This is a genomic window from Bradyrhizobium sp. AUGA SZCCT0160, from assembly GCF_018130105.1.
Classification (GTDB): domain Bacteria; phylum Pseudomonadota; class Alphaproteobacteria; order Rhizobiales; family Xanthobacteraceae; genus Bradyrhizobium.
In genome coordinates this window covers 153,643-179,645 of sequence record NZ_JAFCMD010000002.1, presented here as the reverse complement: position 1 = coordinate 179,645, position 26,003 = coordinate 153,643, and the positions used below count along the sequence as shown (strand labels likewise).

Genomic DNA, 26,003 nt, shown 5'->3' with positions numbered 1-26,003 from the left:
AATTCAGCTCCGGAAATCGAACACTTTCTTTTCCGTTAGCACATAATCCAGCGCCACGTCGTGCGGCTGGGCCGGAACCGCCTTTATTTGCTGCACGGCAAACGCCGTGCCGACGGCGGTAACGGCCTTCGCCTTGCGCAAATGCTCCAGCGTGAAATCGTAATGTCCGGCGCCATAGCCGATCCGGTGCCCCTCGGCGTCGAACGCCGCCAGCGGGATCAACATGATGTCGGGAATGAGTTCAGCGGCGGCCGGCGAAGGCTCGGGAATGCCGAGTGGCCCGAGCATCAGCCGATCGTTCCCGGACCACGCACGGAAGGCCAGCGACTTGCCGCGCGCCATCACCGCCGGGAGCGCCAGCCTGGCGCCCGCTTCCGCGAGCTTGCGCATCAAGGGTGCCGGGTCGATCTCGTTGCGGATGGGCGAATAACCCGACACGACCATGCCCGGCGTGATCTCAAACGGCAGGCCGCGCTTGGCGAGGGCCTGTGCGGCCGCCGCGCGCTGCTCATCGCTCAATGCATCGCGCTTTGCCAAAGCGGCAGCGCGAAGGTCTGCTTTCGAAGCACTTGCCGTCATGCAGCGTTCTGTTCCGCCGAACATCGCCCGCGAAGACGGACGAAGCGAAAGTTGCAGGGCCTGGGTGGTGAAGCCGGTAGAGTAAAAGCGCGACGCAAAAATCAACCGAAACAAAGTGCGAAGCCGCAGAGGCCGTTGAAGCGCTCGATCCCGGAGTTCCCTACGAAAGTAGGTGGGCACCATATGACCGGATCCACGGACCCGGCCAGGGACAGTTCCCTGAAGGATCGATAAGGCCCCGGGGATATATGGCTCCTGACGCGCGACGCAGCTTCGCCCACCCAATGTAGGCGTTAAAGGTCCAATCCGCCAGCGCTAACGCGCGATACACAAGCGAATGAGTTGGCACCCTCTCCCAGAGGGCCCCCCGGAATCGCACTGACATCTCGCTTCCGACCTTTGCCATTGACGCAGGATTATTTCGTATATACGATTTAATCAATGAAAATCATTTGGGACGAGCCGAAGCGCCTTGCAAACCTTGCCAAGCACGGAATGGACTTCGCCGACCTCAATGAGAGGTTCTTCGATCAGGCGTTTGTGCTTCCGGCGCTCGGGAATCGCCACCGCGCCATCGGCGTGAACATCCGCGGAGTCATCTGCGTCGTTTTCGCGTACTACGGCAAGGAGGTCATCAGCATCATCAGCATGCGCCCCGCCTGCAGCATTGAGAGGAAGGCATATGAAGAAAGCCGCCGCTAAGAAGCGCCCTTCCAAGAAGGGCTACACTGCGAGCGACATGCGCGCAGTCAGTGACAATCCGGAGTGGACGAAGGAAGACTTCGCGAAAGCCCGCCCCTTCTATGAGGTCTTTCCGGAGTTGCGCAGAGGGCGGGGCCCGAACAAGGCGCCGACCAAGAAGCCCGTCTCTATCCGACTAAGCCCGGAAGTGATCGATCACTTCAAGCGTGGCGGGCCGGGTTGGCAGAGCAGGATTGATGAGGCTCTGGTCAAGGTTGTGAGGCGCAAGGCCGCCGGCTAGGCCGAGCCCGGCAAGCTTTGCCAGGCGGGGCGATAAGAAAATCGCTAACCGATCGCGACGCCGCCGCCGATGGTGCGGTTCAGCATTTGCGTGGTCTTTTCGATGCGGTCGGCCGCGGCATTGAGCGCGTTGGCGACCGCAGTCTGCGTCGTCCTAGCGCGATCGGTGGCTGCGACGCGCACATTGCGCAAGGCTTCGAGTTCTTCCTCGAGCGCACGGATGCGCTGGTTGGCGTCGAGCAGTTCGTCGCACACGGTCAGCGCCGCCATCACGGTAAGCCGCGCATCGCCGATCTCGCCGAACTTGCCGCGCAGCGATTCGACACGCGCTTCGAGGCTCTCGGCGAGCTTGAGCAGCCGCACCTCCTGCCCTTCCTCGCAGGCCATGCGGTACTGCCGGCCGTTGATGGTGACGTTGATGTGGCTCATGAGCTTTCTCCGGCGTCCAACACGGCGCGGATGGTGCCGATCGCGGCGTCGAGTTTTTCCGATATCTCGCGGTTGGTGCGCTCCAGCCGCCGGGTCTTCACCAGCGAACCGTCGAGTTCGTCGGCGAGACGCGAGCGGTCGGCGCCGAGTGCCTGGATCCGGCTCGCAAGTTCATTCTCGTCACGGTCGGCATCGCGCCGCCGCTCGGCCGCAGCTTCCAGCGCATCCAGCGCCGCCATCAGCCGCCTTGTTGCAGCGTCGATGTCGGCAAAGGCGAGCTCGGGGTTGCCGGCCCCGTTGGCGGGACGATCGCTCATGAGAGACAGCGCGCACCTTCGGTTAAGCCGGCCGCTCAGCAAAATCTGCGGTTCGGCAAGCGGTTAGGCCGCTAAATTTACGTGGCAAGCGAGGACAGCGCAACGCCCGCGCGAAGCTATGCACCGGTAGATCGGGCGAGCTTCGCGCCGGTCCCGTGGAAACCCGGTATCCGCTCTTCCGGATCATACGGATAAGCAACCTTTCGCACCGGAAGTGCGTTTCCTGAGCCTTGGACTCCGGGAATTGAGGTGCTATCCAGCCCTTAAGTCCTTCTGCCGAAGGGCAGCCCCATCACTGCAGTTCGCCGGCGGGCGGACATCAACCTCCTCATTTCAAGCGGATTTTCATCATGACGCAGGTCGATCATTCCCGTATGGCCAATGCGATTCGTGGCCTCGCCATGGATGCCGTCGAGAAGGCGAAATCCGGCCATCCGGGCCTGCCGATGGGCGCCGCCGACATCGCGACCGTGCTGTTTACCCAGTTCCTGAAATTCGACGCCGCCGAACCAAAGTGGCCGGACCGCGACCGTTTTGTCCTCTCGGCCGGGCACGGCTCGATGCTGCTGTATGCGTTGCTGTACCTGACCGGCAACAAGGACATGACGCTCGACCAGATCCGGAATTTCCGTCAGCTCGGATCGCTGACGCCGGGTCATCCCGAGAACTTCCACACCAAGGGTATCGAGACCACGACGGGTCCGCTCGGCCAGGGCATCGCGACTTCGGTCGGCATGGCGCTGGCGGAGAAGATGCTCGCGGCCGAGTTCGGCAAGAAGGTGGTCGGCCATCACACCTATGTGCTCGCCTCCGACGGCGACCTGATGGAAGGCGTGTCGCAGGAAGCGATCGCGATGGCCGGGCACTGGAAGCTCAACAAGCTGATCGTGCTGTATGACGACAACGGCATTTCGATCGACGGCCCGACTTCGCTCGCCGATTCCGTCGACCAGGTGAAGCGCTTCAAGTCGGCCGGCTGGGCCGCCGAACTGATCGACGGCCACGATCCGAAGGCAATCGCCGCCGCGATCACCCGCGCTCAGAAATCCAACAAGCCGTCGCTGATCGCCTGCAAGACCACGATCGGCTTCGGCGCGCCGACCCGCGCCGGCACCGCAAAAGCCCATGGCGAGGCGCTCGGCGCCGAAGAGCTGAAGGGCGCCAAGGAAAAGCTCGGCATCTCGCTCGAGCCGTTCTCGGTGCCTGACGACGTCCTCAAAGCGTGGCGCGCCGCCGGCAGCCGCGGCGCTGCCGCGCGCCAGGAATGGGAAAGTGTCTTCGGCGAACTGGGTCCGCGCAAGCGCGCCGAATTCGAGCGCCGGCTGCGCCATGAGCGCCCGGCCTCGCTCGCCAAGGCGCTGCGCGACCACAAGAAGAAGCTGCTCGAGACGCCGCAGAACGTCGCGACCCGGAAATCCTCGGAATCGGCGATCGAGGCGATCGCCGGCGCCATGCCGATGGAATTCCTCGCCGGCTCGGCCGATCTGACCGGCTCCAACAACAACAAGGCGAAATCGGCTGTGGCGTTTTCCGCCAAGACGCCAAAGGGCCGCTTCATCCATTACGGCATCCGCGAGCACGGCATGGCCGCGGCCATGAACGGCGTCTTCCTGCATGGCGGTTTTGCGCCCAATGGCGCCACCTTCCTGGTGTTCACCGATTACGCGCGGCCGGCGATGCGGATCGCGGCGCTGATGGGCGCTGGCGTCGTCTATGTCATGACCCATGATTCGATCGGGCTTGGCGAAGACGGACCGACGCATCAGCCGGTCGAGCATCTGGCGGCGCTGCGCACGATTCCCAACATGCGCGTGTTCCGGCCCTGCGACGCCGTCGAGGTCGCCGAATGCTGGGAGCTCGCGCTCAACCGCATCGACGGCCCGACGGTGCTGGCGCTGACCCGCCAGAACCTGCCGCAATTGCGCACCACTGCCCCGAACGACAATCCCTGCAGCCACGGCGCCTATGAATTGGTCGCCGCACAAGGCGAGGCAAAGGTCTCGCTGTTCGCCTCCGGCTCCGAGGTCGAAATCGCGGTCGCCGCCCAGAAGCAGCTGGCCGAACGCGGCATCGCGTCGCGGGTGGTTTCGGTGCCTTCGCTCGAATTGCTGCTGGCGCAGCCGGCGGACCGCCAGAAGTCCGTGATCGGCAACGCACCGGTCAAGATCGCGATCGAGGCCGCGGTACGCTGGGGCTGGGACGCCGTGATCGGCCAGGATGGTGAATTCGTAGGCATGCACGGCTTCGGCGCCAGCGCGCCCGCCAAGGACCTTTACAAGCACTTCGGCATTACTGCCGAGGCTGTAGTTAACGCTGCCCTGAAGCGCCTATAGGTGCCCGTTTCCGAAGTTCGCGCGCCATTTGCGGCCCTGCGAACTTCGGACACAAAAGGGCAGTAGACGACAGCTAACTTTGCAGCGCCGCTTGTCGAGTTGAAGTTCCTGACGGCAACCATTGCAGGAACTTCAACTCTGCGGCGCTCTGCAGACGGTTGAGCTTGTTGGCAAAAAGGTCTACCTAAAAGCTCATCTTGACCGTTCTCGCCCGGCCGAACCGGGCGATCCGCCGTAAGCACCGCCGTGGAGCCATTCCGCGGGGGTGACACCAGCTATTAAAGGAGAAACGAGCATGGCAATCCGGGTCGCGATCAACGGATTTGGCCGCATCGGCCGCAATATCTTGCGGGCGATTGCGGAGTCCGGCCGCAAGGATATCGAAGTCGTAGGGATCAACGATCTCGGCCCGGTCGAGACCAACGCCCATCTGCTGCGTTTCGATTCCGTGCATGGCCGTTTCCCCGGCACCGTGACCGTCGACGGCGACTCGATCAACCTCGGCAACGGCAAGATCAAGGTTTCCTCCGAACGCGATCCGTCAAAACTGCCGTGGAAGGAACTCGGCGTCGATATCGCGATGGAATGCACCGGCATCTTCAGCGCCAAAGCAAAGGCTACTGCGCATCTGACCGCCGGCGCCAAGCGCGTGCTGGTATCCGCGCCGTCGGATGGCGCTGACGCCACGATCGTCTACGGCGTCAATCACGACAAGCTGACCCGCGACCATCTCGTGGTCTCCAACGGTTCCTGCACCACCAACTGCCTGGCCCCGATCGCCAAGGTCCTGAACGACACCGTCGGTATCGAAACCGGCTTCATGACCACGATCCACGCCTATACCGGCGACCAGCCGACACTCGACACCCTGCACAGCGACCTCTATCGCGGCCGTGCCGCAGCGATGTCGATGATCCCGACCTCCACCGGTGCGGCCAAGGCGATCGGCCTCGTGCTGCCCGAGCTTCAGGGCAAGCTCGACGGCGTCGCGATCCGCGTGCCGACCCCGAACGTCTCAGTGGTCGATCTCAAGATCGTCGCCAAGCGCGCCACCGACGTGAAGGAAATCAACGAAGCGATGAAGCGCGCTTCCGAGCAGGAGCTGAAAGGCATCCTGGGCTACACCACCGCGCCCAACGTCTCGATCGACTTCAACCACGATCCGCACTCGTCCACCTTCCATGTGGACCAGACCAAGGTGCAGAACGGCACGCTGGTGCGGGTGATGTCCTGGTACGACAATGAATGGGGTTTCTCCAACCGCATGGGCGACACCGCCGTGGCGATGGGGAAGCTGCTGTAAGCTAAAGTCTCGTGTCCCGGGCGCGGTGCAGCGTTCCTCACGCTGCTCCGCAGAGCCGGGACCCATTTGCACCGCGACCAGCCCAACCATGGGTCCCGGTTCTGCACAGCGGCGCTTCACGCCGCAGTGTCCGGGACAAGAGACAGCCCCAATGACAAAATCATTCCGCACCCTCGATGATCTGCCCGCCGATGTCGGTGGCAATGTTGCGCTGGTTCGCGTCGACTTCAACGTGCCGATGGCGAATGGCCAAGTGACCGACGATACGCGCCTGCGTGTAGCCATCCCGACCATCAAGGAATTGCAGGCCAAGAATGCCGCTGTCGTCCTGATGGCACATTTCGGTCGCCCAAAGGGCAAGGTCGTGCCCGACATGAGCCTGAAGGCCGTGGTCGCGCCGCTTTCAAAGCTGCTCGGCGCGCCAGTGAAATTCTGCGACGACCTCGACACTCCGTATCTGGCGACGGAAAATCTCGGACCCGGCGAAGTCATGCTGCTGGAGAATTTACGCTTTAAGGCCGGTGAGGAAGCCAACGATCCGAAATTTGTCGATGTCCTTGCGCAGTGCGGTGACTACTTTGTCAACGACGCCTTCTCGGCTGCGCATCGCGCGCATGCCTCGACGGAGGGGCTCGGTCACGTGCTTTGGTCCTGTGCGGGCCGCACCATGCAGGCCGAACTCGATGCTCTCGGCAAGGCGCTGGAAGCGCCAACCCATCCCGTCATCGCGATCATCGGCGGCGCCAAGGTGTCGACCAAGATCGATCTTCTGGAAAACCTGGTGACAAAAGTCGACGCGCTCGTCATCGGCGGCGGCATGGCCAACACCTTCCTGCACGCGCAGGGCGTCGGCGTCGGCAAATCGCTGGCCGAGAAGGATCTGGCGGCGACCGCGTTGCGGATCATGGAAAAGGCCGAGGCCGCGAATTGCGCCATCATCCTGCCCGTGGACGCCGTGGTCGCCTATCATTTCGCAGCCAATTCGCCCTCGCATGCCTATGGCCTCGACGCCATTCCGGCCGAAGGCATGATCCTCGACGTCGGCCCGCAATCGATCGCGCGGATCCACGCTGCGATCGACGACGCCGCGACGCTGGTCTGGAACGGCCCGCTCGGCGCCTTCGAAATGACGCCGTTCGACCGCGGCACCATGGTGTCGGCCAGGCACGCCGCCGAACGCACCAAGGCCAAGAAGCTGATCTCGGTCGCGGGCGGCGGCGACACCGTCGCGGCCCTGAACCAGGCCGGTGTGGCCGGCGATTTTTCCTATGTTTCGACCGCCGGCGGCGCGTTTCTTGAATGGATGGAGGGGAAACCCCTGCCCGGTGTCGACGTTCTAAAAATTCGCTAGTACCTTCAACTGACAGCAGATCGAGCGCTTAGGGCGCTGTAAATACAAGGAGAATTCGGATGGCTCGGATTACGTTGCGTCAACTGCTCGACCACGCGGCGGAGCATGATTACGGCGTGCCGGCCTTCAACATCAACAATATGGAGCAGGCGCTGGCGATCATGGAGGCCGCCTCCAGCCTCGATGCGCCCGTCATCATCCAGGCCTCGCGCGGCGCGCGCTCCTACGCCAACGACATCATGCTCAAGCACATGATGGACGCCGTCACCGAAATCTATCCGCAGATTCCGGTCTGCGTCCATCTCGATCACGGCAATGCTCCCGACACCTGCATGACCGCGATCCAGGCCGGATTCACCTCGGTCATGATGGACGGCTCGCTGAAGGCCGACGGCAAGACGCCCGGCGATTGGGATTACAATGTCGGCGTCACCAAGACCGTCACCGGCATGGCCCATCTCGGCGGCATCTCGGTGGAAGGCGAACTCGGCGTGCTCGGCTCGCTCGAAACCGGCATGGGCGACAAGGAAGACGGTCATGGCGCCGAAGGCAAACTGTCGCACGACCAGTTGCTGACCAATCCCGACGAGGCCGTCAAATTCGTCCAGGAGACCAAGGTCGACGCGCTGGCGATCGCAATGGGCACCTCGCACGGCGCCTACAAGTTCACCCGCAAGCCCGACGGCGACATCCTCGCCATGAACGTGATCGAGGAGATCCACCGCAAGCTGCCGAACACGCATCTGGTGATGCATGGTTCGTCCTCGGTGCCGCAGGACCTGCAGGAGATCATCAACGCCAACGGCGGCAAGATGAAGCCGACCTGGGGCGTGCCGGTTTCCGAAATCCAGCGCGGCATCAAGCACGGCGTGCGCAAGATCAACATCGACACCGACAACCGCATGGCGATGACCGGGCAGATCCGCAAGGTTCTGAAGGACAATCCGGAAGAGTTCGACCCGCGCAAATATCTCAAGCCGGCGATGGAAGCGATGACCAAGCTGTGCAAGCAGCGGCTGCAGGAATTCAACACCGCGGGCCAGGCCAGCAAGATCAAGAAGGTCCTGACCACGGCCGAAATGGCCAAGCGCTACAGCAAGGGCGAGCTCGATCCCAAGGTCGCCTGACCCCGCGCCAACCCGCCGCGGAGGCTGCCGGCCGCGACGAACGTTTTCTAGGCAATTGCCCGAGAACCGCCTATTTTGGTTTGCAAGGCAGGTGTCTGGAGAACGGATCAATGAATCTCGCTGACCTCAACAAGGTCGCCCTCGCCATGGTCACGCCGGGCAAGGGCATACTCGCCGCTGACGAGTCCTCAGGTACGATCAAGAAGCGGTTCGACGCCATCAGCGTCGAATCGACCGAGGAGACGCGCCGCGACTACCGGGAAATGCTGTTTCGCTCGCAGGAGGCGATGAGCAAATACGTCTCGGGCGTCATCCTTTATGACGAAACCATCTGGCAGAACGCCAAGGACGGCACGCCGCTGGTCAAGCTGATCGAGCAGTCCGGCGCCATCCCCGGCATCAAGGTCGATGAAGGGACCCAGGGCTTGCCGGACTGCCCCGGCGAACTGGTCACGGCCGGGCTCGACAATCTCGCCGAGCGCTTGAAGAAATATTACGAGCGCGGCGCACGGTTCGCCAAATGGCGGGCGGTGATCGACATCGGCCACGGCACTGACGGCCGGAACATTCCCACCATGACCGCGATCCATGTCAACGCGCATGCGCTCGCCCGTTACGCCGCGTTGTGCCAGCAGGCGCAGATCGTGCCGATCGTGGAGCCGGAAGTGTTGATGGACGGCGATCACGACATCGACCGCTGCTTTGAGGTGACCCAGCGCGTCCTGAACAAGACATTCCAGGAATTGCGGATCCAGCGCGTCGCGCTGGAGGGCATGATCCTGAAACCCAACATGGCGATCGCGGGCAAGAAAAGCCCGAAACCGTCGCCCGTTGAAGAGGTCGCGGAGAAGACCATCCGGCTGTTGAAGAGCTGCGTTCCGGCGGCCGTCCCCGGCATCGCCTTCCTTTCCGGCGGACAGTCCGACGAGGATGCGACTGCGCATCTCAATGCCATGAACCGGATCGGCGGCCTGCCCTGGCGGCTGACCTTCTCCTACGGCCGCGCGCTGCAGGCGGCGCCGCAAAAGGCGTGGTCGGGCAAGGCCGAGAACGTCGCGGCCGGCCAGCGCGCCTTCACGCACCGGGCGCGGATGAATGCGCTGGCGAGCAAGGGTGAGTGGGAAGCCGGCCTGGAAAAGAAGGTGGCATAGCATTGGCCGCTAAACCCGTTCCGCAGCGCCCCGTGCCGCGCCTCTATCTCGCGACATCGGTCGTGGACGACCCGTCGCAGCTCATCGCCAGCCTCCCCGGACTGATCGCCGCGGCCGACGTCGCCGCCGTGCTGCTGCGGCTGCGCGAGACCGACCAGCGCACCATGATCTCGCGGATCAAGGCGCTGGCGGCCCCGGTCCAGGACGGCGGCGCGGCGCTGCTGCTTGATGGCCATGTCGAGCTGGTGGCCCGTGGCGGCGCCGATGGCGCGCATCTGACCGGGTTAGCTGCCATCGAAGACGCCTTCCCGTCCCTGAAGCCCGATCGCATCGCCGGCGTCGGCGGCCTCGCCACGCGGCACGATTCGATGGCCGCGGGCGAAGCGGGTGCGGACTACGTGCTGTTCGGTGAACCCGACGCCAAAGGCGAGCGCCCCTCGGCGGAAGCGATCGCCGAGCGCCTGCAATGGTGGGATGAATTGTTCGAACCGCCCTGCGTCGGCTATGCGGCCTCACGCGAGGAGGCCCGCGAATTTGCCGCCGCGGGTGCGGATTTCGTGCTTGTCGGCGATTTCATCTGGGCCGATCCGCGCGGGCCCGAGGCGGCGCTGGTCGATATCGAGCAGACGATCACGCAAGCACACGCCGACGCGTTTGGAAAAAACAAGAGCACGGACGACGCCACCGAGCCGACGACCGGACGGGGATAGCGCCGGACATGAGACTGCTGCGTCCGATATCGATCCTTGGCTGCTGCCTGATGGCGGCGGCCGGCGCATCGGCGCAGATCTCGCTGACGCCGCCCGCTGCGCAAACGCCCGCGCCTGCCAGCAAGCCGGCCACGAAGAAAGAGGCGCCCAAAGCGACGACCAAAGAGACTTCCAAGGATGCTTCCAAGGAGGCTCCGAAGCCGAAGGCGCCCGCTGTCGCCAAGAAGCCTGCGGCCACGCCCAAACCGGCCGCGACGCCCGCCCCGACAGCTTCACCCACACCCAGCTTTGACGATCCCAATGTCGATCTCGTCTACGGCGCCTATCAGCGCGGCCTCTACAAGACCGCGCTCGATCTGGCGCTGACGCGGGCGCAATATGCCGGCGACGCCAAGGCGATGACGATGATCGGCGAGCTCTACTCCGGCGCCCTCGGCGTCAAGCGCGACTACGCGAAAGCCATCGAATGGTACCAGCGCGCCGCCGACGCCGGCGACCGCGAGGGCATGTTTGCGCTGGCGATGATGAAGCTTTCCGGCCGCGGCGGCCCGGTCAACCGCGAGCAAGCGGTCAAGCTGCTGGCTTCCGCCGCCAAGCTCGGCAGTCCCAAGGCGGCGTATAATTTGGCGCTGCTGTATCTCGACGGGCAGACGCTGCCGCAGGATGTGAAACGTTCCGCCGAATTGCTGCGGGTCGCGGCCGACGCAGGAAACCCGGAAGCGCAATACGCGCTCGCGACCTTCTACAAGGAAGGCACCGGCGTGCCTAAGGACATCGACAAGGCGGTGCGCCTGCTGCAAGCCGCGTCGCTGGCCGACAATGTCGATGCCGAGGTCGAATACGCGATCGCGCTCTATAACGGCACCGGCACGCCGAAGAACGAGGCCGCCGGGGTCGCGATGCTCCGCAAGGCGGCCCGGCAAAACAGCCCGATTGCGCAGAACCGCCTCGCCCGCGTGCTGGTCAGTGGACAGGGCGCGCCGGTGGACAAGGTCGAGGCCCTGAAATGGCACATTGTCGCCAAGACCGCCGGCAAGGGCGATCCGATGCTCGACGATGCGCTGGCGGACCTCAGCCCCGAGGACCGCGCCAGGGCCCAGGAGGCCGCCCGCAAATGGATCGGCAACGACAAGAAATGACGCCTTGACGGCGACACATCGTCAGGGCACCCAGTCCCTCAACCCTTGCACTACCCTTGGCGGCATTGGCCGTTTCCCTCCTAACCCATAAGCCCCGCATCATGCTGCATTCAGCCCTTATCAACGTCATGGTGAAAGCCGCGCGCCACGCCGGCCGCAGCCTCAAGCGCGACCTCGGCGAGGTCGAGCATCTGCAGGTGTCGCTGAAGGGGCCTGCGAATTTCGTCACCATGGCCGACAAGCGCGCCGAGGAACTGCTCTATGCGGATCTGACCAAGTCGCGGCCGGGTTACGGTTTCATCGGCGAGGAAGGCGGCACGCGCGAAGGCGCGGACAAGAGCCATACCTGGATCGTCGATCCGCTGGACGGCACGACGAACTTCCTGCACGGCATTCCGCAATTCGCGATCTCGATCGGCCTGCAGCGCGAAGGCACCATCATCGCCGGCGTGATCTACAATCCGGCCAATGACGAGCTTTACATCGCCGAGCGCGGCAAGGGCGCGTTCCTCAACGACCAGCGGCTGCGCGTCGCCGGCCGGCGCCAGCTCGACGAATGCGTGGTCGGCTGCGGCCTGCCGCATATCGGACGCGGCGATCATGCCCAGTCGCGGCTGGAAATGACCGCGATCCAGCAGCGGGTTGCTGGCCTTCGAAGGTTCGGCGCCGCCTCGCTCGACATGGCCTTCGTCGCCGCCGGCCGCCTCGACGGCTATTGGGAGCGCAATCTGCAGCCATGGGACATGGCGGCCGGACAGATCATGATCCGCGAAGCCGGCGGCGTCGTGTCAGGCATGGCGGGCGACGACGATCCGCTCACGACCGGTCACCTGATCTGCGGCAACGAGTTCGTGCACAAAGAGCTGGTGAAGATTCTGAAGCCGCTGTAACGGCGCCGCCGCCGCCGCGGCCACCACGCTCCTCTCCGCTCTTGTACTGGCGATCTACCTCTGGCATCGGACCCTCCCTGCCCGAACGCGGCGGCACGACGTGCTTTGCCGCGAACTATGATCCGCCACGTCCCATCGATCTGTCCTCGCCCAGAAATGACAAGCGCAGATCAGACGAAGTGAGTTCGATGCGGATCGAGATTCATCTCGATCCCGACGAAAGCCCTACCGCAGCGATCCATCGGGTGGCGGCTACGACTGGCGCTACAGCCTGCGTCTTGCTGCCGACCTCGCCAACGGCGAACGCCTGGCGAGCGGCGCCATCTGCGAATGGCACGCCACGTTCATCGACCGGATCATGCCCACCCTGTCCTGCTACATCGATTGTGAAGGCGGCAGCGTCACCGTCTGGCGCACGTTCGGGCGCAGCGCGCTCTCCGCCGCTTCGAGGCGGGCGAGCGGCTCAGGACGGGCGGAAGTTGCGGTGCCGGCGGCAGCCTGTTTATGGGCGCGGAACGGGATGCCAGGAGCCTGCCGGTCGATGCGACGGGCCGGTGCGGTGAATGATCGCTACTCCGCCGGCCTCGGCGCCGCCTGCGCTTCCGCCACCACTTCCCGGTCTCCCGCAAAGAACCTTTGCACCACGACGAAGAACACCGGCACCATCAGCAGCGCCAGGATCACGACCGCGATCATGCCGCCCATCACGCTGGTGCCGAGCGCCTGCTGGCTGGCGCCGCCGGCGCCGGTCGCGATCACCATCGGCAGCACGCCGCAAACGAAGGCGAGACCGGTCATCAGGATCGGGCGGAAACGCAAGGTACAGGCTTCGATCGTCGCTTCGACCAGCGGCTTGCCTTGCGCGCGCAGCTCCTTGGCAAACTCGATGATCAGAATGGCATCTTTCGCAGCCAGTCCGATGATGGTGATCAGGGCGACGGTGAAGTAAACGTCGTTCGGCAAGCCGCGCAACGACGCGGCCAGCACCGAACCGCAGATGCCGAGCGGCACCGTCAGCAGCACGGCGAGCGGAATGGTCCAGCTTTCATAGAGCGCCGCCAGACACAGGAACACCACCAGCGCCGACAGGCCAAGCAGGAACGGCGCCTGCGAGCCCGAGAGCTTCTCCTGCAGCGATTGCCCGGTCCACTCAAAGCCGAAGCCGCGCGGCAGCTTGCCGGCGAGCCGCTCCATCTCGGCGATGGCATCGCCCGAGGTAAAGCCGGGCTTGGCTTCGCCGCTGATGCGTACCGCGGGATAGTAATTGAAGCCGGCGATCTGCGTCGGCCCCTTCGACCATTCGACGGAGGCGAACGAGGACAGCGGCACCAGCTGGCCACGGCTGTTCTTGACGTTGTAGTTCAGGATGTCGTCGGCATTCATGCGGCTGCCGCGGTCGGCCTGCACGATCACGCGCTGCATCCGGCCCCGGTTCGGGAAGTCGTTGATGTAGTTCGATCCGAGATTGGTCGAGATGGTGTTGTTGATGTCCTCGAAGGTGACGCCGAACGCGCCGGCCTTCTCGCGGTCGATCATCAGATTGACCTGCGGCCCCGGCGGCAAGCCTTCGACATAGACCTTTTGCAGCACGCGGCTGGCATTGGCTTCCGCGATCAGCTGCTCGGCGGCGCTCACCAGCGCCGGATACCCCTTCTGGCCGCGGTCCTGCAGGCGGAACGAGAAGCCCGAGGAGTTGCCGAGATTGTCGATCGGCGGCGGCTGCAGCGCAGAAATCCGGGCGTCACGGATCGACGACAAATCGCGGTTGATGTCGTTGACGATCGCCGCGGCCGAATCCTTCGGTCCGCGATCCGACCAGTCCTTCAGCGTGATGAAGGCCTGCGCGGTGTTGATGCCCTGGCCGAGGAAGCTGAAGCCGGTGAGGAAGGTGACGTTCTCGACGCCGGAACGCTTGGCCAGATATTGCTCGACCTTCTCGACCGCCGCCTCGGTGCGGGCGTAGGAGGAATCGGCCGGCGTCTGCACGTCGGTGGTGATGAAGCCCTGGTCGTCGACGGGGAGGAAGCCGCCGGGCAAGCGAATAAAGGCCCAGCTCAGCCCGACGATCAGCGCCGCATAGATCAGCATCAGTCGGCCGGTTCGCTTTAAGGAGTGCCCGACGACGCGCGTATAACCATCCTTGGTGCCGTCGAGCGCGCGGTTGAACCAACCGAACACGCCCTTCCTGGCATGGCCGTGGCCGGCCGTGACCGGCTTGAGCAAGGTCGCGCACAGCGCCGGCGTCAGCGACATCGCCAGCAGCGCGGAGAACGCGATCGCAGCGACCATCGTTACCGAGAACTGCCGGTAGATGACGCCGACCGATCCCGGAAAGAACGCCATCGGCACGAACACCGCGATCAGCACCAGCGTAATGCCGATGATGGCGCCTGTGATCTGCGACATCGCCTTGCGGGTGGCCTCCTTCGGCGGCAGGCCCTCTTCGGACATGATACGCTCGACGTTCTCGACCACCACGATGGCGTCGTCGACCAGAATGCCGACCGCCAGCACCATGCCGAACATCGTCAGCATGTTGATGGAGTAACCGGCCGCCAGCAGGATCGCGCAGGTGCCGAGCAGCGCCACCGGCACCACGATGGTCGGGATGATCGTGTAGCGGATGTTCTGCAGGAACAGGAACATCACGATGAAGACCAGCACGATGGCCTCGACCAGCGTCATCAGCACCTTTTCGATCGAGGCCTTCACAACGGGCGTGATGTTGTAGGGAATTTCATAGGCGATGTTGGCCGGGAAGAAGCGCGACAGCTCCTTCATCTTGGCTTCGACCGCGCTTGCGGTCGCCAGCGCATTGCCGGTCGGCGACATCAGCACCGACAGACCCGCCGTTGGTTTGCCGTTAAGCCGCGTGTTGAACTGATAGCTCAATCCGCCGATCTCGATCCGGGCCACGTCGCGCAGCCGCACCGTCGAGCCGTCCGCATTGGCACGCAGGATAATCGAGCCAAATTCGTCCGGCGACGAGAGCTGTCCCTTGACCAGCACCAGCGCCGAAATCTTCTGGTCATCCGTGCTCGGCTCGGCGCCGATGCTGCCGGAGGCTACCTGCGCGTTCTGCGCCGTGATCGCCTTGTTGACGTCATCGGCGGTCAGCCCGTAGCCGACCAGCCTGGCCGGATCGACCCAGATACGCAGACTGCGTTCAGTGGAGTAGAGCGTGGCGCGGCCGACGCCGGGAATGCGCCTGATTTCGCCGAGAACGCTGCGAATCATGAAGTCGCCGAGGCCGACCTCGTCGAGGCTTCCGTCGGTCGAGCGCAGCGTGATGATCTGCAGCACGGCGCTGGAAGCTTCCTCGATCAGGATGCCCTGCTGGATCACCGCGCGCGGCAGACGTGCCTCGACGCGCTTGATGCGATTCTGCACCTCCACCGACGCCGTCCCCGTGTCGGTGCCGGGAACGAAATTGGCGATGATCTCGACCTGGCCCAGCGAGTCGCTGGTGGATTCGAAGTTCAGGATGCCGTTGGCGCCGTTGAGCTCTTCCTCGATCAGCCGCGTGACGCTGTTGTAGAGGTTTTCCGGCGACGCGCCGGGATAGCTGGTCGAGATCGAGATCGAGGGCGGTGCGATGATCGGATATTGCGCGATCGCCAGCAACGGGATCGAGATCGCGCCGATCAGACAGATGAAAAGCGCGACGACCCAGGCGAAGATTGGCCTGTCGATGAAGAAACTCGGCATCTAATCTACCGTGTCGCTTGCGCGGACGGCCTGGCGCCAGCGAAATCGGCGGACGCGTCGGCCTCGGTCAGCAGCTGCGGCCGGACCTTATCGCCGGCGGCAAACTTCTGGAATCCCTCGACGATGACCCTGTCTCCGGCCTTCAAGCCCTCGGTGACGAACCACTGGCCGCTCTGCAGCGAGCCGGTGCGTACCGGCTGGACGGCGACGAGGTTGTCGCTCTTGACCACGAACACTTCGCTGCCGCCGCCGCCATTACGCTGGATCGCCTGCTGCGGCACCGCGATGGCGTCGGTATCGATGCCCTGCTCGATCAGCACGCGGACATACATGCCCGGCAGCAATTCGCGCCTCGGATTGGGAAACTCGCCGCGCAACGTCACCTGCCCGGTATGGGCATCGACCTTGGCGTCCGAGAACAGCAATCTGCCGGCAATCGGATAAACCGAGCCGTCGTCCAGCACCAGGCGAACCTTCATGGCGTCGGGCGCGATACGATCGAGATCGCCGCTCTCCACCGCCCGGCGCAGCTGATTGAGTTCGTTCACCGATTGGGTGAAATCGGCATAGATCGGATCGAGCTGCTGGATGGTCGCAAGGCTCGTGGTTTCGTTCTGCACGACAAGCGCGCCTTCGCTCACCAGCGCGGCGCCGACGACGCCGTCGATCGGGGCGCGAATGGTCGCATAATCTAGATTGAGCTTGGCGCGGGCAACGTCGGCCTTGCGGCCTTCGACATCGGCGGCCGCCTGACGCTCGGCCGAGATGGCCTTTTCGTTCTCGGCTTCGGGGGCTGCGCGCTGGCTGGTCAGCGTGGCGATGCGGCGTGCATGCGATGCGGCCTGATCGAGCGTGGCTTTGGCGCGCGCCAGCGCGGCTTCGGTCGATTGCACCTCGACCTCGAACGGCCGCGGATCGATTCTGTAGAGGGCGTCGCCGGCCTTGACCTCGCTGCCCTGATGGAACAGGCGCTCGACGACAATCCCGGACACCCGCGGCCGCACTTCGGAAACACGGGTCGGCGCGATACGGCCCGGCAATTCGCGGATAATCGCACGCGCCTGAGGCCTCACGGTAACGACACTGACGTCTGGCTCGGAAGAATGTGGCACGGCAGCCGTTGCAGCGGTTGGCTCTTTGCATCCAGCCAACAGCGGCGCCATCGCAAGGAGCATGAGCGCGAGGCCAGCCGATTGCGCACGAATTCCAGACATCAGAAATATCGCCCCTTAGTCGAGTTGAAGCGCAAACAAATGTTTGCGCGATATGTCGCGAAGACACCGCGTTCTTGTTGAGATCAAGGATAGGATGAGTTTGCTGCGATGCAATGCGGATTCGCGGCGGCCCAATGTCACACGACGCTATCACACTGAACAAACAGCGGTTTTGTTGACTCACCGGATTGTGACAACGTCACGCTTCAGCGCGTCGGAATGGAACGCAACAAGTGTAAGCGGGAACCGGCGCTCCAAACGCGGCATCCCGCGAATTTGCGCAAAACTGGCGCGAATCACTGCTCCCCGTTAACCAGCCGTCTTCATCCGGTAGTGGCTGATACCCCATTCGCTGCCGTCGGCGTAGCCGAACAGGCCTGACGTTGCGAGGAAGAACCAGCGCCAGCGCCGCATCCACAACGCGGTCTCGCGGCCATAGACAGGACGCAACACCGCTTCGATCTCCTCGCGGTGCAGATCGAAATTGGCCAGCCAATCCTGCGCGGTGCGGTGATAATGCAGCCCGCTCCAGCGCCATTCCTTTTCGATTTCGAGCAGATCGGAATATTGCCGGATCAGATGGTGGCTCGGCATCATGCCGCCGGTGAAGAAATGCTGCGCGATCCAGTCCTCGCCATCGGCGCGGTCGAACAGGTAGGCGCCCGAGCGATGGGTGAAGATGTGCATGAAGAAGCGGCCGTCGGGCTTCAGCCACGAACGGATCCGCGACATCAATTCGCGCCAGTTCAGCAGGTGCTCGAACATCTCGACGGAGACGATGCGATCGAACTGCGTCTGCGGATCGAACAAATTCATCTCCGCGGTAACCACACGCAGATTCTTCAATCCGCGCTTGCCGGCTTCGCCCTCGATGAATTCGCGTTGTGAAGCGGAGTTCGATACTGCCGTCACTTCCGAATGCGGGAATTGCCGCGCCATCCACAGCGACAGCGAACCCCAGCCGCAGCCGAATTCGAGAATCGATTGGCCGTCGGCGATATCGGCATGCCCGACAGTCTGACGCAGCGCCTCCTCTTCGGCCTCCTGCAATGTCGTGGCCGGCTCCCGGTAGAAGCACGAGGAATATTTGCGGTGTGGCCCGAGGACAAGCGCGAAGAACGCCGACGGCACCTCGTGATGCTGCGCGGTGGCCTCGTCGCTGTATTCGGCGATGGCACGCGCGGCCATCTCGTCGGCAAACCAGGCGTCGCTTTCGGCGTTGCCGACGGCGAGTCTTGTTGCGGTGCGCGAACACAGCCGGTGGATCGCGGCACGGATGATGACGTCAGGCAGCGGCACCCGCTCAGCAGTGCCGATGATCGTGGAAACAAAGCTCATGTGACCACTCCCTTTTCTGAGCACGATCCATTTTGGAAAACCGGCCTCCACTTTCGGGGATCATCTTGCGGCGACAGCGAGAAGAACTGACGGGCACGCAACGGATAGTCGCGATAGCGGTGATCGCGCGAGCGCAGCAGCTGCGGCTCCCGCGACGGAATGCCGGTTACACGGGCCAAACCGAGCGAAAGGGTCCAGATTGCATTCACCCAGCCGGCATTGCCGGTGAGTGGCTGCACCATCCGGGCGCCCGCCATCCGGACCGAGAGCAAAACGGCCATCGCCGCCGGCGCTTCGAGATGCAGGACCGTCATGAAAATCCCGGTTGGACAAAGAACGTTTCCAAAATACGCTCAAGTCAAAGCCCGGTTTCGGCGTGAAGTTCCCCCTCGTTTGCCTGAAACAGCGCTTTCCGATCTTTTTTCTCAGCCGTGCTGTGCCATATTGGCCTCCCAAACGCGGCTTTTCGCAACGGAAGACCCCCGCAATGCCCCAAGGCCCCTCCGCCCGCTCCGAAATGGAGATCGAGCTCACCAAATTGTCGTCGCCACAGATCTTTCTAGTGCGGATGCTGGTGTTCCTGGTGCTGTGCGGCCTGGTCATGACCGTGCTCTACAAGCAGATCGTCACCGCGTTCTTCGCCAATCCCGGCCTCAACGCCCTGATCGGCGCGGTGCTTCTGATCGGCATCATCCTGTCGTTCCGGCAGGTGATCCGGCTCTACCCGGAAGTCTCCTGGGTCAACAATTTCCGCATCGCCGATCCCGGTCTCGCCATCGACCGGCGTCCCACGCTGCTGGCGCCGATGGCGGCGATACTCGGCGGCGAGCGCACCGGGCGGATGTCGATCTCGCAGCAGACCATGCGGCATTTGCTGGATTCGATCGCAACAAGGCTCGACGAAGCCCGCGACATCTCCCGCTACATGACCGGCTTGCTGGTCTTTCTCGGCCTGCTCGGCACCTTCTGGGGCCTGATCGAAACCGTAGGCTCCGTCGGCCAGGTGATCGAGGGGCTGAAGGTCGGTGGTGATTCGGGCTCGCTGTTCGATACCCTGAAGGAGGGTCTGGCGGCGCCGCTCAAGGGCATGGGCATCTCGTTCTCCTCCTCGCTGTTCGGCCTCGCCGGATCGCTGATCCTGGGTTTCCTCGACCTGCAATCGAGCCAGGCGCAGAACCGCTTCTATACCGACCTGGAAGACTGGCTCGCCTCGACCGTGCGCGAATATTCAGGCGACGGCACCACCGGTGTTTCCGGCGAGCTGCAGCACGCGATGGAGCGGCTGCGTGCGGTGGTCGAGGAAGGCGGCAGCAGCCGCAGCACCACGGCGGCGATGGCCAATCTCGCCGAAGCCATTCAGGGCCTGGTCGCGCATATGCGCACCGAGCAGCAGATGATCCGCGAATGGGCCGACGGCCAGGGCGAACAGAACCGCGAGATCAAGAAACTGCTGGAGCGGATCGCGCGCCAACCCGAGAAAAGTTAACAGCATGATCCCGAAAAGTGGCGTTCCGGTTTTCGGATAAGATCATGCTCAGACATAAAGAGATTTAGCCGATGGCCCTCGCGCGCGCACGCCGCAACGAATCGGGAATGAACTACTGGCCGGGCTTCGTCGACGCGCTGTCGACGCTGGTGCTCTCGATCGTGTTCCTGCTCTCGGTGTTTCTCGTTGTGCAGTTCTTCCTGTCGCAGGAAGTTACCGGCAAGGATAAGGCGCTGGAGGCGCTCAACGCCAAGATCGCGCAGTTGAACGATCTGCTGTCGCTGGAAAAACTCACCGGATTGAACCTCAGCGACCAGCTCTCGCAGGCGCGCGCCGGATTGACATCGGTGGAAGCGGAGCGCGATCGCATCAAGGGGCTTTATGAGGGGCTCGCCGGCGCCGGCAACGACGCCCAGGGCCGCGCCAACGAACTCAACAAGGCGCTGGATTCCGAGAAGGCGGTGACGTCGCGCGCGCTGGCGCAGATCGAGGTGCTGAACCAACAGATCAGCGCGCTGCGCCGGCAGCTCGCCGCGCTTGAAGAAGCGCTCGACGCCTCCGAAAAGCGCGACAAGGAATCGCAGGGCCGCATTGCCGATCTCGGGCAACGGCTCAACGTGGCGCTGGCGCAGCGGGTGCAGGAACTGACGCGCTACCGTTCCGAGTTCTTCGGGCGGCTGCGTGCGATTCTCGGCAATCGGCCGGATGTGCGGATCGTCGGCGATCGCTTCGTGTTCCAATCCGAGGTGTTCTTCGACACCGGACAAGCCTTGCTGCTGCCCGAAGGCCGCGCCGAGCTCGACAAGCTTGCTTCCGCGCTGGTCGAACTCGATAGCAAGATCCCGACTGAAATCGCCTGGGTGCTGCGGGTCGACGGCCACACCGACGTGCGGCCGATCATGAACAGCCCGGTGTTCAAGTCGAACTGGGAACTGTCATCGGCGCGCGCGATCTCGGTGGTGCAGTATCTGATCTCGCTCGGCGTCCCCGCGCAGCGGCTGGTCGCCGCAGGCTTTGCCGAATTCCAGCCGCTCGACACGGCGCCGACCGAGGAAGCCTACAAGCGCAACCGCCGCATCGAGCTGAAGCTGACGGAACGGTAACATTGTCATTGCCGGGCTTGACCCGGCAATCCATCAAGAGAGATTCTTTCGAAGTGGGTGGATGCCCGGATCAAGTCCGGGCAGGACGAGCGGGGTTTAGATCCCCTCGAACTGCAGCCGCGCCAGCCTTGCATACAGCCCGTTCGCCGCAACCAGCTCGGCATGCGTGCCGTGCTCGACGATGCGGCCCTGATCCATCACCATGATGCGGTCGCAGGACAGGACGGTCGCGAGCCGGTGCGCGATCACCAGCGTGGTGCGGTGGCGCATCAATTCTTCCAGCGCGGTCTGCACCAGGGTCTCGCTTTCGGCATCGAGCGCGGAGGTTGCTTCGTCGAGCAGCAACAGCGGGGCATCGCGCAGTATGGCGCGGGCGATCGCGATGCGCTGGCGCTGGCCGCCCGACAGCGTCACGCCACGCTCGCCAAGCTGCGCCTCGAAACCGTCAGGCAGGCGGCGGATGAATTCGGTGGCATGCGCCTGATCAGCCGCGCGTTCGACCTCGGCATCGCTGGCACCAGGCCGGCCGAAGCGAATGTTTTCACGGGCGCTTGCCGCGAACACCACCGAGTCCTGCGGCACCAGCGCGATGCGCGCGCGTAACTCGCGCGGATCGGCCGACCTGATCGGCACGGCGTCGACCGAAATCGTTCCGCTGGCGGGATCGTAAAACCGCAGCAAGAGATGAAACAGCGTGCTCTTGCCGGCGCCTGACGGGCCGACGATCGCGACCTTCTCTCCGGCCCGCACCGACAGCGAGACGCTGTCGATCGCCCGCACATCCGGGCGCGTCGGGTAATTGAAGCTGACATTCTCAAACCCGACATCGCCGCGCGCCGGCGACGGCAGCGCGACCGGCGAGGCCGGCGCCGTAATCTGCGGCTTGACGCGCAGGATCTCGAACAGCCGTTCGGCAGCGCCTGAGGCGGCCGAGACTTCACCCCACACCTCGCTGAGCTGGCCGAGGCCCGTCGCGGCGAACGCCGCATACAGCACGAACTGGCCGAGCCGGCCGGGGCTGATCGAACCGGTCAGCACGTCGTGCGAGCCGACCCACAGGATGACGACGACGCTGGAAAACACGATGAAGATGATGATCAAGGTCAGCACCGCGCGCGCCCGCGTCGAACTGCGCGCGGCGTCATAGGCCTGTTCGACCTCGCGGCCGAAGCGCGTCGCGGCCAGCCGCTCGCTGGTATAGGCCTGCACCGTCCTGATAGCGCCGACCAGCTCGGAGGCATAGGCGCTGGCGTCGGCCAGCGTGTCCTGTGCGTTGCGCGACAGCCGCCGCACCCAGCGTCCGAACGCGACCAGCGGAATCACGATCACCGGGATCGCCAGCAGCACGAACAGCGAAAGCTTTGGGCTCGTGATCACCATCATGGTGGTGGCGCCGATGAACAGCATCAGGTTGCGCAGCGCGATCGACACCGACGCGCCCACCGCCGACTTGATCTGGGTGGTGTCAGCGGTGAGCCGCGACACCAGTTCGCCGCTGCGGGCGGAATCGAAGAACGAAGGCGACAGCGAGATCAGGTGCGCGAACACGTCGCGCCGCAGGTCCGCAACGATGCGCTCGCCGATGGTCATGACCAGGTAGAACCGCGACGCGCTGGCGCAGGCCAGCACCGCAACGACCGCGATCATCACGCTGAAATAGCTGTTGATCATCGCAATGCCTTCGGGGCTGAAGCCGAAGTCGATCATGCGCCGCACCGCGATCGGCACCACCAGGGTCGTCACCGCCGCGACGGTCAGCGAGATAAACGCCAATATCGCCCGGCCGCGGTAGCGCGCGACGTAGGGCGCCAGCGCCAGCAGGGGACGCAGTTTTGCGCCGGTTTTGGCCGGCGACTGCGTCAGCTGGGTTTCGATGAAGGCCTCTTCCTCGAGCAGCGCGTCGCGGCGCGGCGGCACGCCGCCGGGTGGGTCTTCAAGCTGTTCGGCTGCGCTCATGAAAAGGGACCAGTTTCGATGCCCCCAGATAGGCCCCGGAAGCGGCGCTGGCAAATCCGGCAGATCGACCCATCAGACGGCTCTGGCAGCTTGTTTTGGCGGCCTTGTTGCGTTATAGACCCGCCCAAATCCCGTACCCCTGACATTTCGAGACGGGCGCAGGCGCGCCGAAGGATATGCCATGAAAGCCGAAATTCATCCGAATTATCATACGATTACGGTCGTTATGACCGACGGTACGGAGTATCAGACCCGTTCCACCTGGGGCAAGGAAGGCGACAAGCTGAACCTCGACATCGACTCCAAGTCGCATCCGGCCTGGACCGGCGGCACCCAGCAGATGCTCGACCGCGGCGGCCGCGTGTCGCGCTTCCAGAAGAAGTTTTCGGGCTTCCTCAAGAAGGACTGAGGGTTTTTCGACCCCTCGCCATTCGGCCCAGGAATGCAAAACGCCCCGGTTTCCCGGGGCGTTTTTTTATTGGCCGTGATGATAGCCGGAATTACCGCTCGAAGGCCGCCTTCAGGCGATTGAGCTGCGGCACCAGCGGATTGCCGATCGGGGCGCGTTCGGCCGCCGGCGCATGGATCGACGTGTCGAGCCGGCGCACTCGCGACTGCAAGTTCATCGAACGCTCGATCAGGTGCTGCAATTGCAGCGGCAGTTTGGCGATCATGTCTTCGGGACCGGGATCGGCGGCGGAGAGCTTGACCTTGGTCTTTTCGCGGTTGGCCTGGGTCAGCGTCATCTCACCTTCCTTGACCGCGCGATGCAGCAGCAGCCAGGAGGCGAGCTGCATCAGGCGGGTGGTCAGCCGCATGCTTTCGGTCGCATAGGTGAGACTGACGGAGCGTTCGAGCGCCTTGGCCTCAGCGCGGCCGTCACCGTCCAGATAGGCCGCGGTCTCCTCGACCAGATCCATGCCCTCGCGGAACAGGGTTCCGAATGCCGCCGAATTAGTCAGCCGCTCGCTGAATTGAACGAGCGCGGAATCGCTGTGCAGCCGGTCCGCCATAGTTAACGCCCTCACGCCACTGATACGCTGCCGGCTTTTCAAACCGCCGACTTATGATGAACAAATCATTGCGCTTGCGAGGGCGAGAGTCCAGCCGCAACCGGAAATATGGTTTCCAGCCTTGCGGAGACAAAAAAGAGCCGCCGTTTCCGGCGGCTTTTGAAGTTGATAACAGGGAGGCGTCAAACAGAGTGGACAGGAGCCACTCGGTGTCCAAACGAGGACGATGCCAGTCATAAACGAGAAAGCTTAATTGATCGTAAACGAACGATTTTCTTCAGGCTTTGTTTGCCATGTCGGCCATTGGCCTAGTGTCGATGTTGACTCGGCTCTCTCCACACGTCGTCCCCGCGCAGGCGGGGATCCATACGCCGCGGCCGAAGTAACTAAGGGAAGGCGTCCAACGCTTTGTCCGAACGAGAGGCCACGGCGTATGGGTCCCCCCGATGCGCAATTGCGCATCTGAGATCGCGTTCGCTTGTGCTCGCTTGTCCGGTACGACGTGGGGTCAGAGCGAGTCGAATTCGCTACGACTTGAAAAAACTGTTCGCCGCATCCTTGGACGCGCGCTTCTTGGCCATCGCCGCCTGCAGCCGTTCGATCTCGGAATTCATCAGCGCGATGCGCTCGGTCAATTCCTCGACCGACAGCAGCGACAGGTCCTGCCCGATCTCGTGGGTGACTTTCTTCCTCGGCTTGTCGTCATCCTCGATGGCCATGCGTTTCCTCCGTGCTCGGCGCTCCCTTGAAACTGTTGCCAGCCGCATGACGGCTGGCTAATCAGGGGCGCCTTCAAAATTCCCGTATTTCGCAAGGACAAATCATGGAAAAGCTGCCCGCGCAAATGACCGTCGTCGGCATCAGCAAGCCCGGCGGCCCCGAGGTGCTGTTGCCGGAAACCCGCAGCGTTCCCGTTCCCGGCCCCGGCGAAATCCTGGTCAAGGTCGCCGCCGCCGGCGTCAACCGTCCCGACGTCGCGCAGCGCTCCGGCGCCTACCCGCCGCCGCCCGGCGCCAGCGACCTGCCCGGCCTCGAAATCGCCGGCGAAGTGGTTGCGCTCGGCGCCGGTGTTGCCAAGCACAAGCTCGGCGACAAGGTGATGTCGCTGGTGGCCGGTGGCGGCTACGCGCAATATTGCATCGCGCAAGACGCGCAGGCGATCGCGGTCCCCTCCACGCTCTCGATGCAGGAAGCCGGTGCTATTCCGGAAACGCTGATGACGGTCTGGCACAATGTGTTCGAGCGCGGCGCGCTGAAGCCCGGCGAAACGCTGCTGATCCACGGCGGCTCGTCCGGCATCGGCACCATGGCGATCCAGCTCGCCAAGGCCTTTGGTTCCAAGGTGATCGTCACCGTCGGCGGCCAGGACAAGGTTGATGCGTGCCTGAAGCTCGGCGCCGACCGCGCCATCAACTACAAGACCGAGGACTTCGTCGCCGAGGTCAAGGCCGCGACCGATGGCGCGGGCGCCAACGTCATCCTCGACATGGTGGCCGGCGACTACGTCGATCGCAACTATGATGCCGCCGCGGTCGACGGCCGTATCGTGCAGATCGCAACGCTCAACGGGCCCAAGGTTACCGTCAACATCGCCAAGGTCATGGTGAAGCGGCTGACGCACACCGGCTCCACCCTGCGCCCCCGTACTAATGCGGATAAGGCGGCGATGGTCGCGGCGATCGAGGCCAAAGTGATGCCCTTGATGCGCGAAGGACGGGTAAAGCCGCTGATGGACAGCGCATTCCCGCTGGAAAAGGCTGCGGACGCGCACCGGCGGATGGAGACCAGCGCACATATTGGCAAAATTGTGTTGGAGGTTTAACGCTCCGGACCGAAGCGAAGGCGGAAACCCTTTGATTTCCTTCGCTTTCATGT

The 26,003-nt window shown here is 63.7% G+C and carries 24 protein-coding genes and 1 other RNA gene; 14 read left to right on the top strand and 11 right to left on the bottom strand.

The annotated features are described in order from the left end of the window. Nucleotides 1–3: 3 nt before the first annotated feature. Together JQ558_RS04430 and ssrS are read right to left on the bottom strand one after the other, a co-directional pair. Complete coding sequence (locus tag JQ558_RS04430; protein WP_212213193.1) at nt 4–579, bottom strand: 5-formyltetrahydrofolate cyclo-ligase; 576 nt, start codon at nt 577–579, stop codon at nt 4–6. A 116-nt stretch (nt 580–695) separates the two neighbouring features. After that, a non-coding RNA gene (gene ssrS, locus JQ558_RS04425) (6S RNA) lies at nt 696–856 on the bottom strand. Between the two features lie 164 nt (nt 857–1,020). On the opposite strand from ssrS, the gene JQ558_RS04420 reads away from it, so the two are divergent. Both JQ558_RS04420 and JQ558_RS04415 read left to right on the top strand, forming a co-directional pair. Next, the gene (locus JQ558_RS04420; protein WP_212293000.1) at nt 1,021–1,281 is read left to right on the top strand and encodes a BrnT family toxin; all 261 of its coding nucleotides are present in this window, start codon (nt 1,021–1,023) and stop codon (nt 1,279–1,281) included. Then, the gene (locus JQ558_RS04415; RefSeq protein ID WP_212213199.1) at nt 1,262–1,561 is read left to right on the top strand and encodes a BrnA antitoxin family protein; all 300 of its coding nucleotides are present in this window, start codon (nt 1,262–1,264) and stop codon (nt 1,559–1,561) included. Before JQ558_RS04420 ends, JQ558_RS04415 begins: the two co-directional genes overlap by 20 nt. Before the next feature lie 44 nt (nt 1,562–1,605). Here the strand turns inward: JQ558_RS04415 and JQ558_RS04410 are convergent, their stop codons facing one another. Both JQ558_RS04410 and JQ558_RS04405 read right to left on the bottom strand, forming a co-directional pair. Further along, nucleotides 1,606–1,989 (bottom strand): cell division protein ZapA, encoded by a 384-nt coding sequence (locus JQ558_RS04410; protein WP_212292999.1) that lies wholly within the window; start codon nt 1,987–1,989, stop codon nt 1,606–1,608. Further along, nucleotides 1,986–2,306: a DUF4164 domain-containing protein gene (locus JQ558_RS04405; protein ID WP_192736870.1), complete on the bottom strand. Its 321-nt coding sequence runs from the start codon at nt 2,304–2,306 to the stop codon at nt 1,986–1,988. Before JQ558_RS04405 ends, JQ558_RS04410 begins: the two co-directional genes overlap by 4 nt. A gap of 350 nt (nt 2,307–2,656) precedes the next feature. Between JQ558_RS04405 and tkt the strand changes: the two genes are divergently transcribed. The 8 genes from tkt (at nt 2,657) to JQ558_RS04365 (ending at nt 12,310) form a co-directional block, all read left to right on the top strand. Then, on the top strand, nt 2,657–4,639 hold the full coding sequence (gene tkt / locus JQ558_RS04400; RefSeq protein ID WP_212292998.1) for a transketolase: 1,983 nt from the start codon (nt 2,657–2,659) through the stop codon (nt 4,637–4,639). 295 nt (nt 4,640–4,934) lie between these two features. Further along, complete coding sequence (gene gap / locus JQ558_RS04395) at nt 4,935–5,942, top strand: type I glyceraldehyde-3-phosphate dehydrogenase (RefSeq protein WP_192736872.1); 1,008 nt, start codon at nt 4,935–4,937, stop codon at nt 5,940–5,942. A gap of 151 nt (nt 5,943–6,093) precedes the next feature. Then, the gene (locus tag JQ558_RS04390; RefSeq protein ID WP_212292997.1) at nt 6,094–7,293 is read left to right on the top strand and encodes a phosphoglycerate kinase; all 1,200 of its coding nucleotides are present in this window, start codon (nt 6,094–6,096) and stop codon (nt 7,291–7,293) included. A 59-nt stretch (nt 7,294–7,352) separates the two neighbouring features. Continuing rightward, nucleotides 7,353–8,420, top strand: coding sequence for a class II fructose-bisphosphate aldolase (gene fba / locus JQ558_RS04385; RefSeq protein WP_192736874.1), 1,068 nt, complete (start codon nt 7,353–7,355; stop codon nt 8,418–8,420). Between the two features lie 110 nt (nt 8,421–8,530). Then, complete coding sequence (locus JQ558_RS04380; protein WP_212292996.1) at nt 8,531–9,571, top strand: class I fructose-bisphosphate aldolase; 1,041 nt, start codon at nt 8,531–8,533, stop codon at nt 9,569–9,571. A gap of 2 nt (nt 9,572–9,573) precedes the next feature. After that, a complete protein-coding gene (locus tag JQ558_RS04375) occupies nt 9,574–10,281 on the top strand; it encodes a thiamine phosphate synthase (RefSeq protein WP_212292995.1) in 708 nt (235 codons plus the stop codon). Nucleotides 10,282–10,289: 8 nt separating this feature from the next. Next, nucleotides 10,290–11,420, top strand: a complete 1,131-nt coding sequence (locus JQ558_RS04370) for a tetratricopeptide repeat protein (protein ID WP_212292994.1) — start codon at nt 10,290–10,292, stop codon at nt 11,418–11,420. A 101-nt stretch (nt 11,421–11,521) separates the two neighbouring features. After that, nucleotides 11,522–12,310: an inositol monophosphatase family protein gene (locus JQ558_RS04365; RefSeq protein WP_212276383.1), complete on the top strand. Its 789-nt coding sequence runs from the start codon at nt 11,522–11,524 to the stop codon at nt 12,308–12,310. Between the two features lie 570 nt (nt 12,311–12,880). On the opposite strand, the gene JQ558_RS04360 is transcribed toward JQ558_RS04365, so the two are convergent. The 4 genes from JQ558_RS04360 to JQ558_RS04345 all read right to left on the bottom strand — a co-directional run bounded on the left by JQ558_RS04360 (nt 12,881) and on the right by JQ558_RS04345 (nt 18,884). Next, nucleotides 12,881–16,018, bottom strand: coding sequence for a multidrug efflux RND transporter permease subunit (locus JQ558_RS04360; RefSeq protein WP_212276385.1), 3,138 nt, complete (start codon nt 16,016–16,018; stop codon nt 12,881–12,883). Between the two features lie 5 nt (nt 16,019–16,023). After that, a complete protein-coding gene (locus JQ558_RS04355) occupies nt 16,024–17,232 on the bottom strand; it encodes an efflux RND transporter periplasmic adaptor subunit (protein ID WP_212292993.1) in 1,209 nt (402 codons plus the stop codon). Nucleotides 17,233–17,541: 309 nt separating this feature from the next. Continuing rightward, nucleotides 17,542–18,570 carry a cyclopropane-fatty-acyl-phospholipid synthase family protein gene (locus JQ558_RS04350; RefSeq protein WP_212292992.1) on the bottom strand — a complete coding sequence of 343 codons (1,029 nt, stop codon included), beginning with the start codon at nt 18,568–18,570 and terminating at the stop codon, nt 17,542–17,544. After that, the gene (locus JQ558_RS04345) at nt 18,567–18,884 is read right to left on the bottom strand and encodes a hypothetical protein (RefSeq protein ID WP_212292991.1); all 318 of its coding nucleotides are present in this window, start codon (nt 18,882–18,884) and stop codon (nt 18,567–18,569) included. Before JQ558_RS04345 ends, JQ558_RS04350 begins: the two co-directional genes overlap by 4 nt. 173 nt (nt 18,885–19,057) lie before the next feature. Here JQ558_RS04345 and JQ558_RS04340 point away from each other — a divergent pair, with 173 nt between their 5' ends. Beyond that, nucleotides 19,058–20,056, top strand: a complete 999-nt coding sequence (locus tag JQ558_RS04340) for a flagellar motor protein MotA (protein ID WP_212213250.1) — start codon at nt 19,058–19,060, stop codon at nt 20,054–20,056. A gap of 71 nt (nt 20,057–20,127) precedes the next feature. Next, entirely contained in the window at nt 20,128–21,159 is a 1,032-nt protein-coding gene (locus JQ558_RS04335) for a peptidoglycan -binding protein (protein ID WP_212213253.1), read from the top strand. A 96-nt stretch (nt 21,160–21,255) separates the two neighbouring features. Here the strand turns inward: JQ558_RS04335 and JQ558_RS04330 are convergent, their stop codons facing one another. After that, nucleotides 21,256–23,115 (bottom strand): ABC transporter ATP-binding protein/permease, encoded by a 1,860-nt coding sequence (locus JQ558_RS04330; protein ID WP_212213255.1) that lies wholly within the window; start codon nt 23,113–23,115, stop codon nt 21,256–21,258. Nucleotides 23,116–23,296: 181 nt separating this feature from the next. On the opposite strand from JQ558_RS04330, the gene rpmE reads away from it, so the two are divergent. After that, complete coding sequence (rpmE, locus tag JQ558_RS04325; protein WP_192736886.1) at nt 23,297–23,524, top strand: 50S ribosomal protein L31; 228 nt, start codon at nt 23,297–23,299, stop codon at nt 23,522–23,524. A gap of 91 nt (nt 23,525–23,615) precedes the next feature. On the opposite strand, the gene JQ558_RS04320 is transcribed toward rpmE, so the two are convergent. After that, nucleotides 23,616–24,128: a DUF1465 family protein gene (locus tag JQ558_RS04320; protein WP_192736887.1), complete on the bottom strand. Its 513-nt coding sequence runs from the start codon at nt 24,126–24,128 to the stop codon at nt 23,616–23,618. A 527-nt stretch (nt 24,129–24,655) separates the two neighbouring features. Next, entirely contained in the window at nt 24,656–24,847 is a 192-nt protein-coding gene (locus tag JQ558_RS04315; RefSeq protein WP_212292990.1) for a DUF1192 domain-containing protein, read from the bottom strand. 104 nt (nt 24,848–24,951) lie between these two features. Here JQ558_RS04315 and JQ558_RS04310 point away from each other — a divergent pair, with 104 nt between their 5' ends. After that, nucleotides 24,952–25,950, top strand: coding sequence for an NAD(P)H-quinone oxidoreductase (locus JQ558_RS04310; protein ID WP_212292989.1), 999 nt, complete (start codon nt 24,952–24,954; stop codon nt 25,948–25,950). The last annotated feature ends 53 nt before the right edge of the window (nt 25,951–26,003 follow it).

Bases quoted from the DNA above. Each gene is read 5' to 3' on its own strand.
- JQ558_RS04365 (WP_212276383.1), top strand. From the start codon at position 11,522: ATGCTGCATTCAGCCCTTATCAACGTCATGGTGAAAGCCGCGCGCCAC.
- JQ558_RS04415 (WP_212213199.1), top strand. From the start codon at position 1,262: ATGAAGAAAGCCGCCGCTAAGAAGCGCCCTTCCAAGAAGGGCTACACT.
- JQ558_RS04390 (WP_212292997.1), top strand. From the start codon at position 6,094: ATGACAAAATCATTCCGCACCCTCGATGATCTGCCCGCCGATGTCGGT.
- gap (WP_192736872.1), top strand. From the start codon at position 4,935: ATGGCAATCCGGGTCGCGATCAACGGATTTGGCCGCATCGGCCGCAAT.
- tkt (WP_212292998.1), top strand. From the start codon at position 2,657: ATGACGCAGGTCGATCATTCCCGTATGGCCAATGCGATTCGTGGCCTC.
- JQ558_RS04405 (WP_192736870.1), bottom strand. From the start codon at position 2,306: ATGAGCGATCGTCCCGCCAACGGGGCCGGCAACCCCGAGCTCGCCTTT.
- fba (WP_192736874.1), top strand. From the start codon at position 7,353: ATGGCTCGGATTACGTTGCGTCAACTGCTCGACCACGCGGCGGAGCAT.
- JQ558_RS04340 (WP_212213250.1), top strand. From the start codon at position 19,058: ATGCCCCAAGGCCCCTCCGCCCGCTCCGAAATGGAGATCGAGCTCACC.
- JQ558_RS04380 (WP_212292996.1), top strand. From the start codon at position 8,531: ATGAATCTCGCTGACCTCAACAAGGTCGCCCTCGCCATGGTCACGCCG.
- JQ558_RS04355 (WP_212292993.1), bottom strand. From the start codon at position 17,232: ATGTCTGGAATTCGTGCGCAATCGGCTGGCCTCGCGCTCATGCTCCTT.
- JQ558_RS04335 (WP_212213253.1), top strand. From the start codon at position 20,128: ATGGCCCTCGCGCGCGCACGCCGCAACGAATCGGGAATGAACTACTGG.
- JQ558_RS04360 (WP_212276385.1), bottom strand. From the start codon at position 16,018: ATGCCGAGTTTCTTCATCGACAGGCCAATCTTCGCCTGGGTCGTCGCG.
- JQ558_RS04345 (WP_212292991.1), bottom strand. From the start codon at position 18,884: ATGACGGTCCTGCATCTCGAAGCGCCGGCGGCGATGGCCGTTTTGCTC.
- JQ558_RS04315 (WP_212292990.1), bottom strand. From the start codon at position 24,847: ATGGCCATCGAGGATGACGACAAGCCGAGGAAGAAAGTCACCCACGAG.
- JQ558_RS04330 (WP_212213255.1), bottom strand. From the start codon at position 23,115: ATGAGCGCAGCCGAACAGCTTGAAGACCCACCCGGCGGCGTGCCGCCG.
- JQ558_RS04410 (WP_212292999.1), bottom strand. From the start codon at position 1,989: ATGAGCCACATCAACGTCACCATCAACGGCCGGCAGTACCGCATGGCC.
- JQ558_RS04310 (WP_212292989.1), top strand. From the start codon at position 24,952: ATGGAAAAGCTGCCCGCGCAAATGACCGTCGTCGGCATCAGCAAGCCC.
- JQ558_RS04420 (WP_212293000.1), top strand. From the start codon at position 1,021: ATGAAAATCATTTGGGACGAGCCGAAGCGCCTTGCAAACCTTGCCAAG.
- JQ558_RS04320 (WP_192736887.1), bottom strand. From the start codon at position 24,128: ATGGCGGACCGGCTGCACAGCGATTCCGCGCTCGTTCAATTCAGCGAG.
- JQ558_RS04370 (WP_212292994.1), top strand. From the start codon at position 10,290: ATGAGACTGCTGCGTCCGATATCGATCCTTGGCTGCTGCCTGATGGCG.
- rpmE (WP_192736886.1), top strand. From the start codon at position 23,297: ATGAAAGCCGAAATTCATCCGAATTATCATACGATTACGGTCGTTATG.
- JQ558_RS04350 (WP_212292992.1), bottom strand. From the start codon at position 18,570: ATGAGCTTTGTTTCCACGATCATCGGCACTGCTGAGCGGGTGCCGCTG.
- JQ558_RS04430 (WP_212213193.1), bottom strand. From the start codon at position 579: ATGACGGCAAGTGCTTCGAAAGCAGACCTTCGCGCTGCCGCTTTGGCA.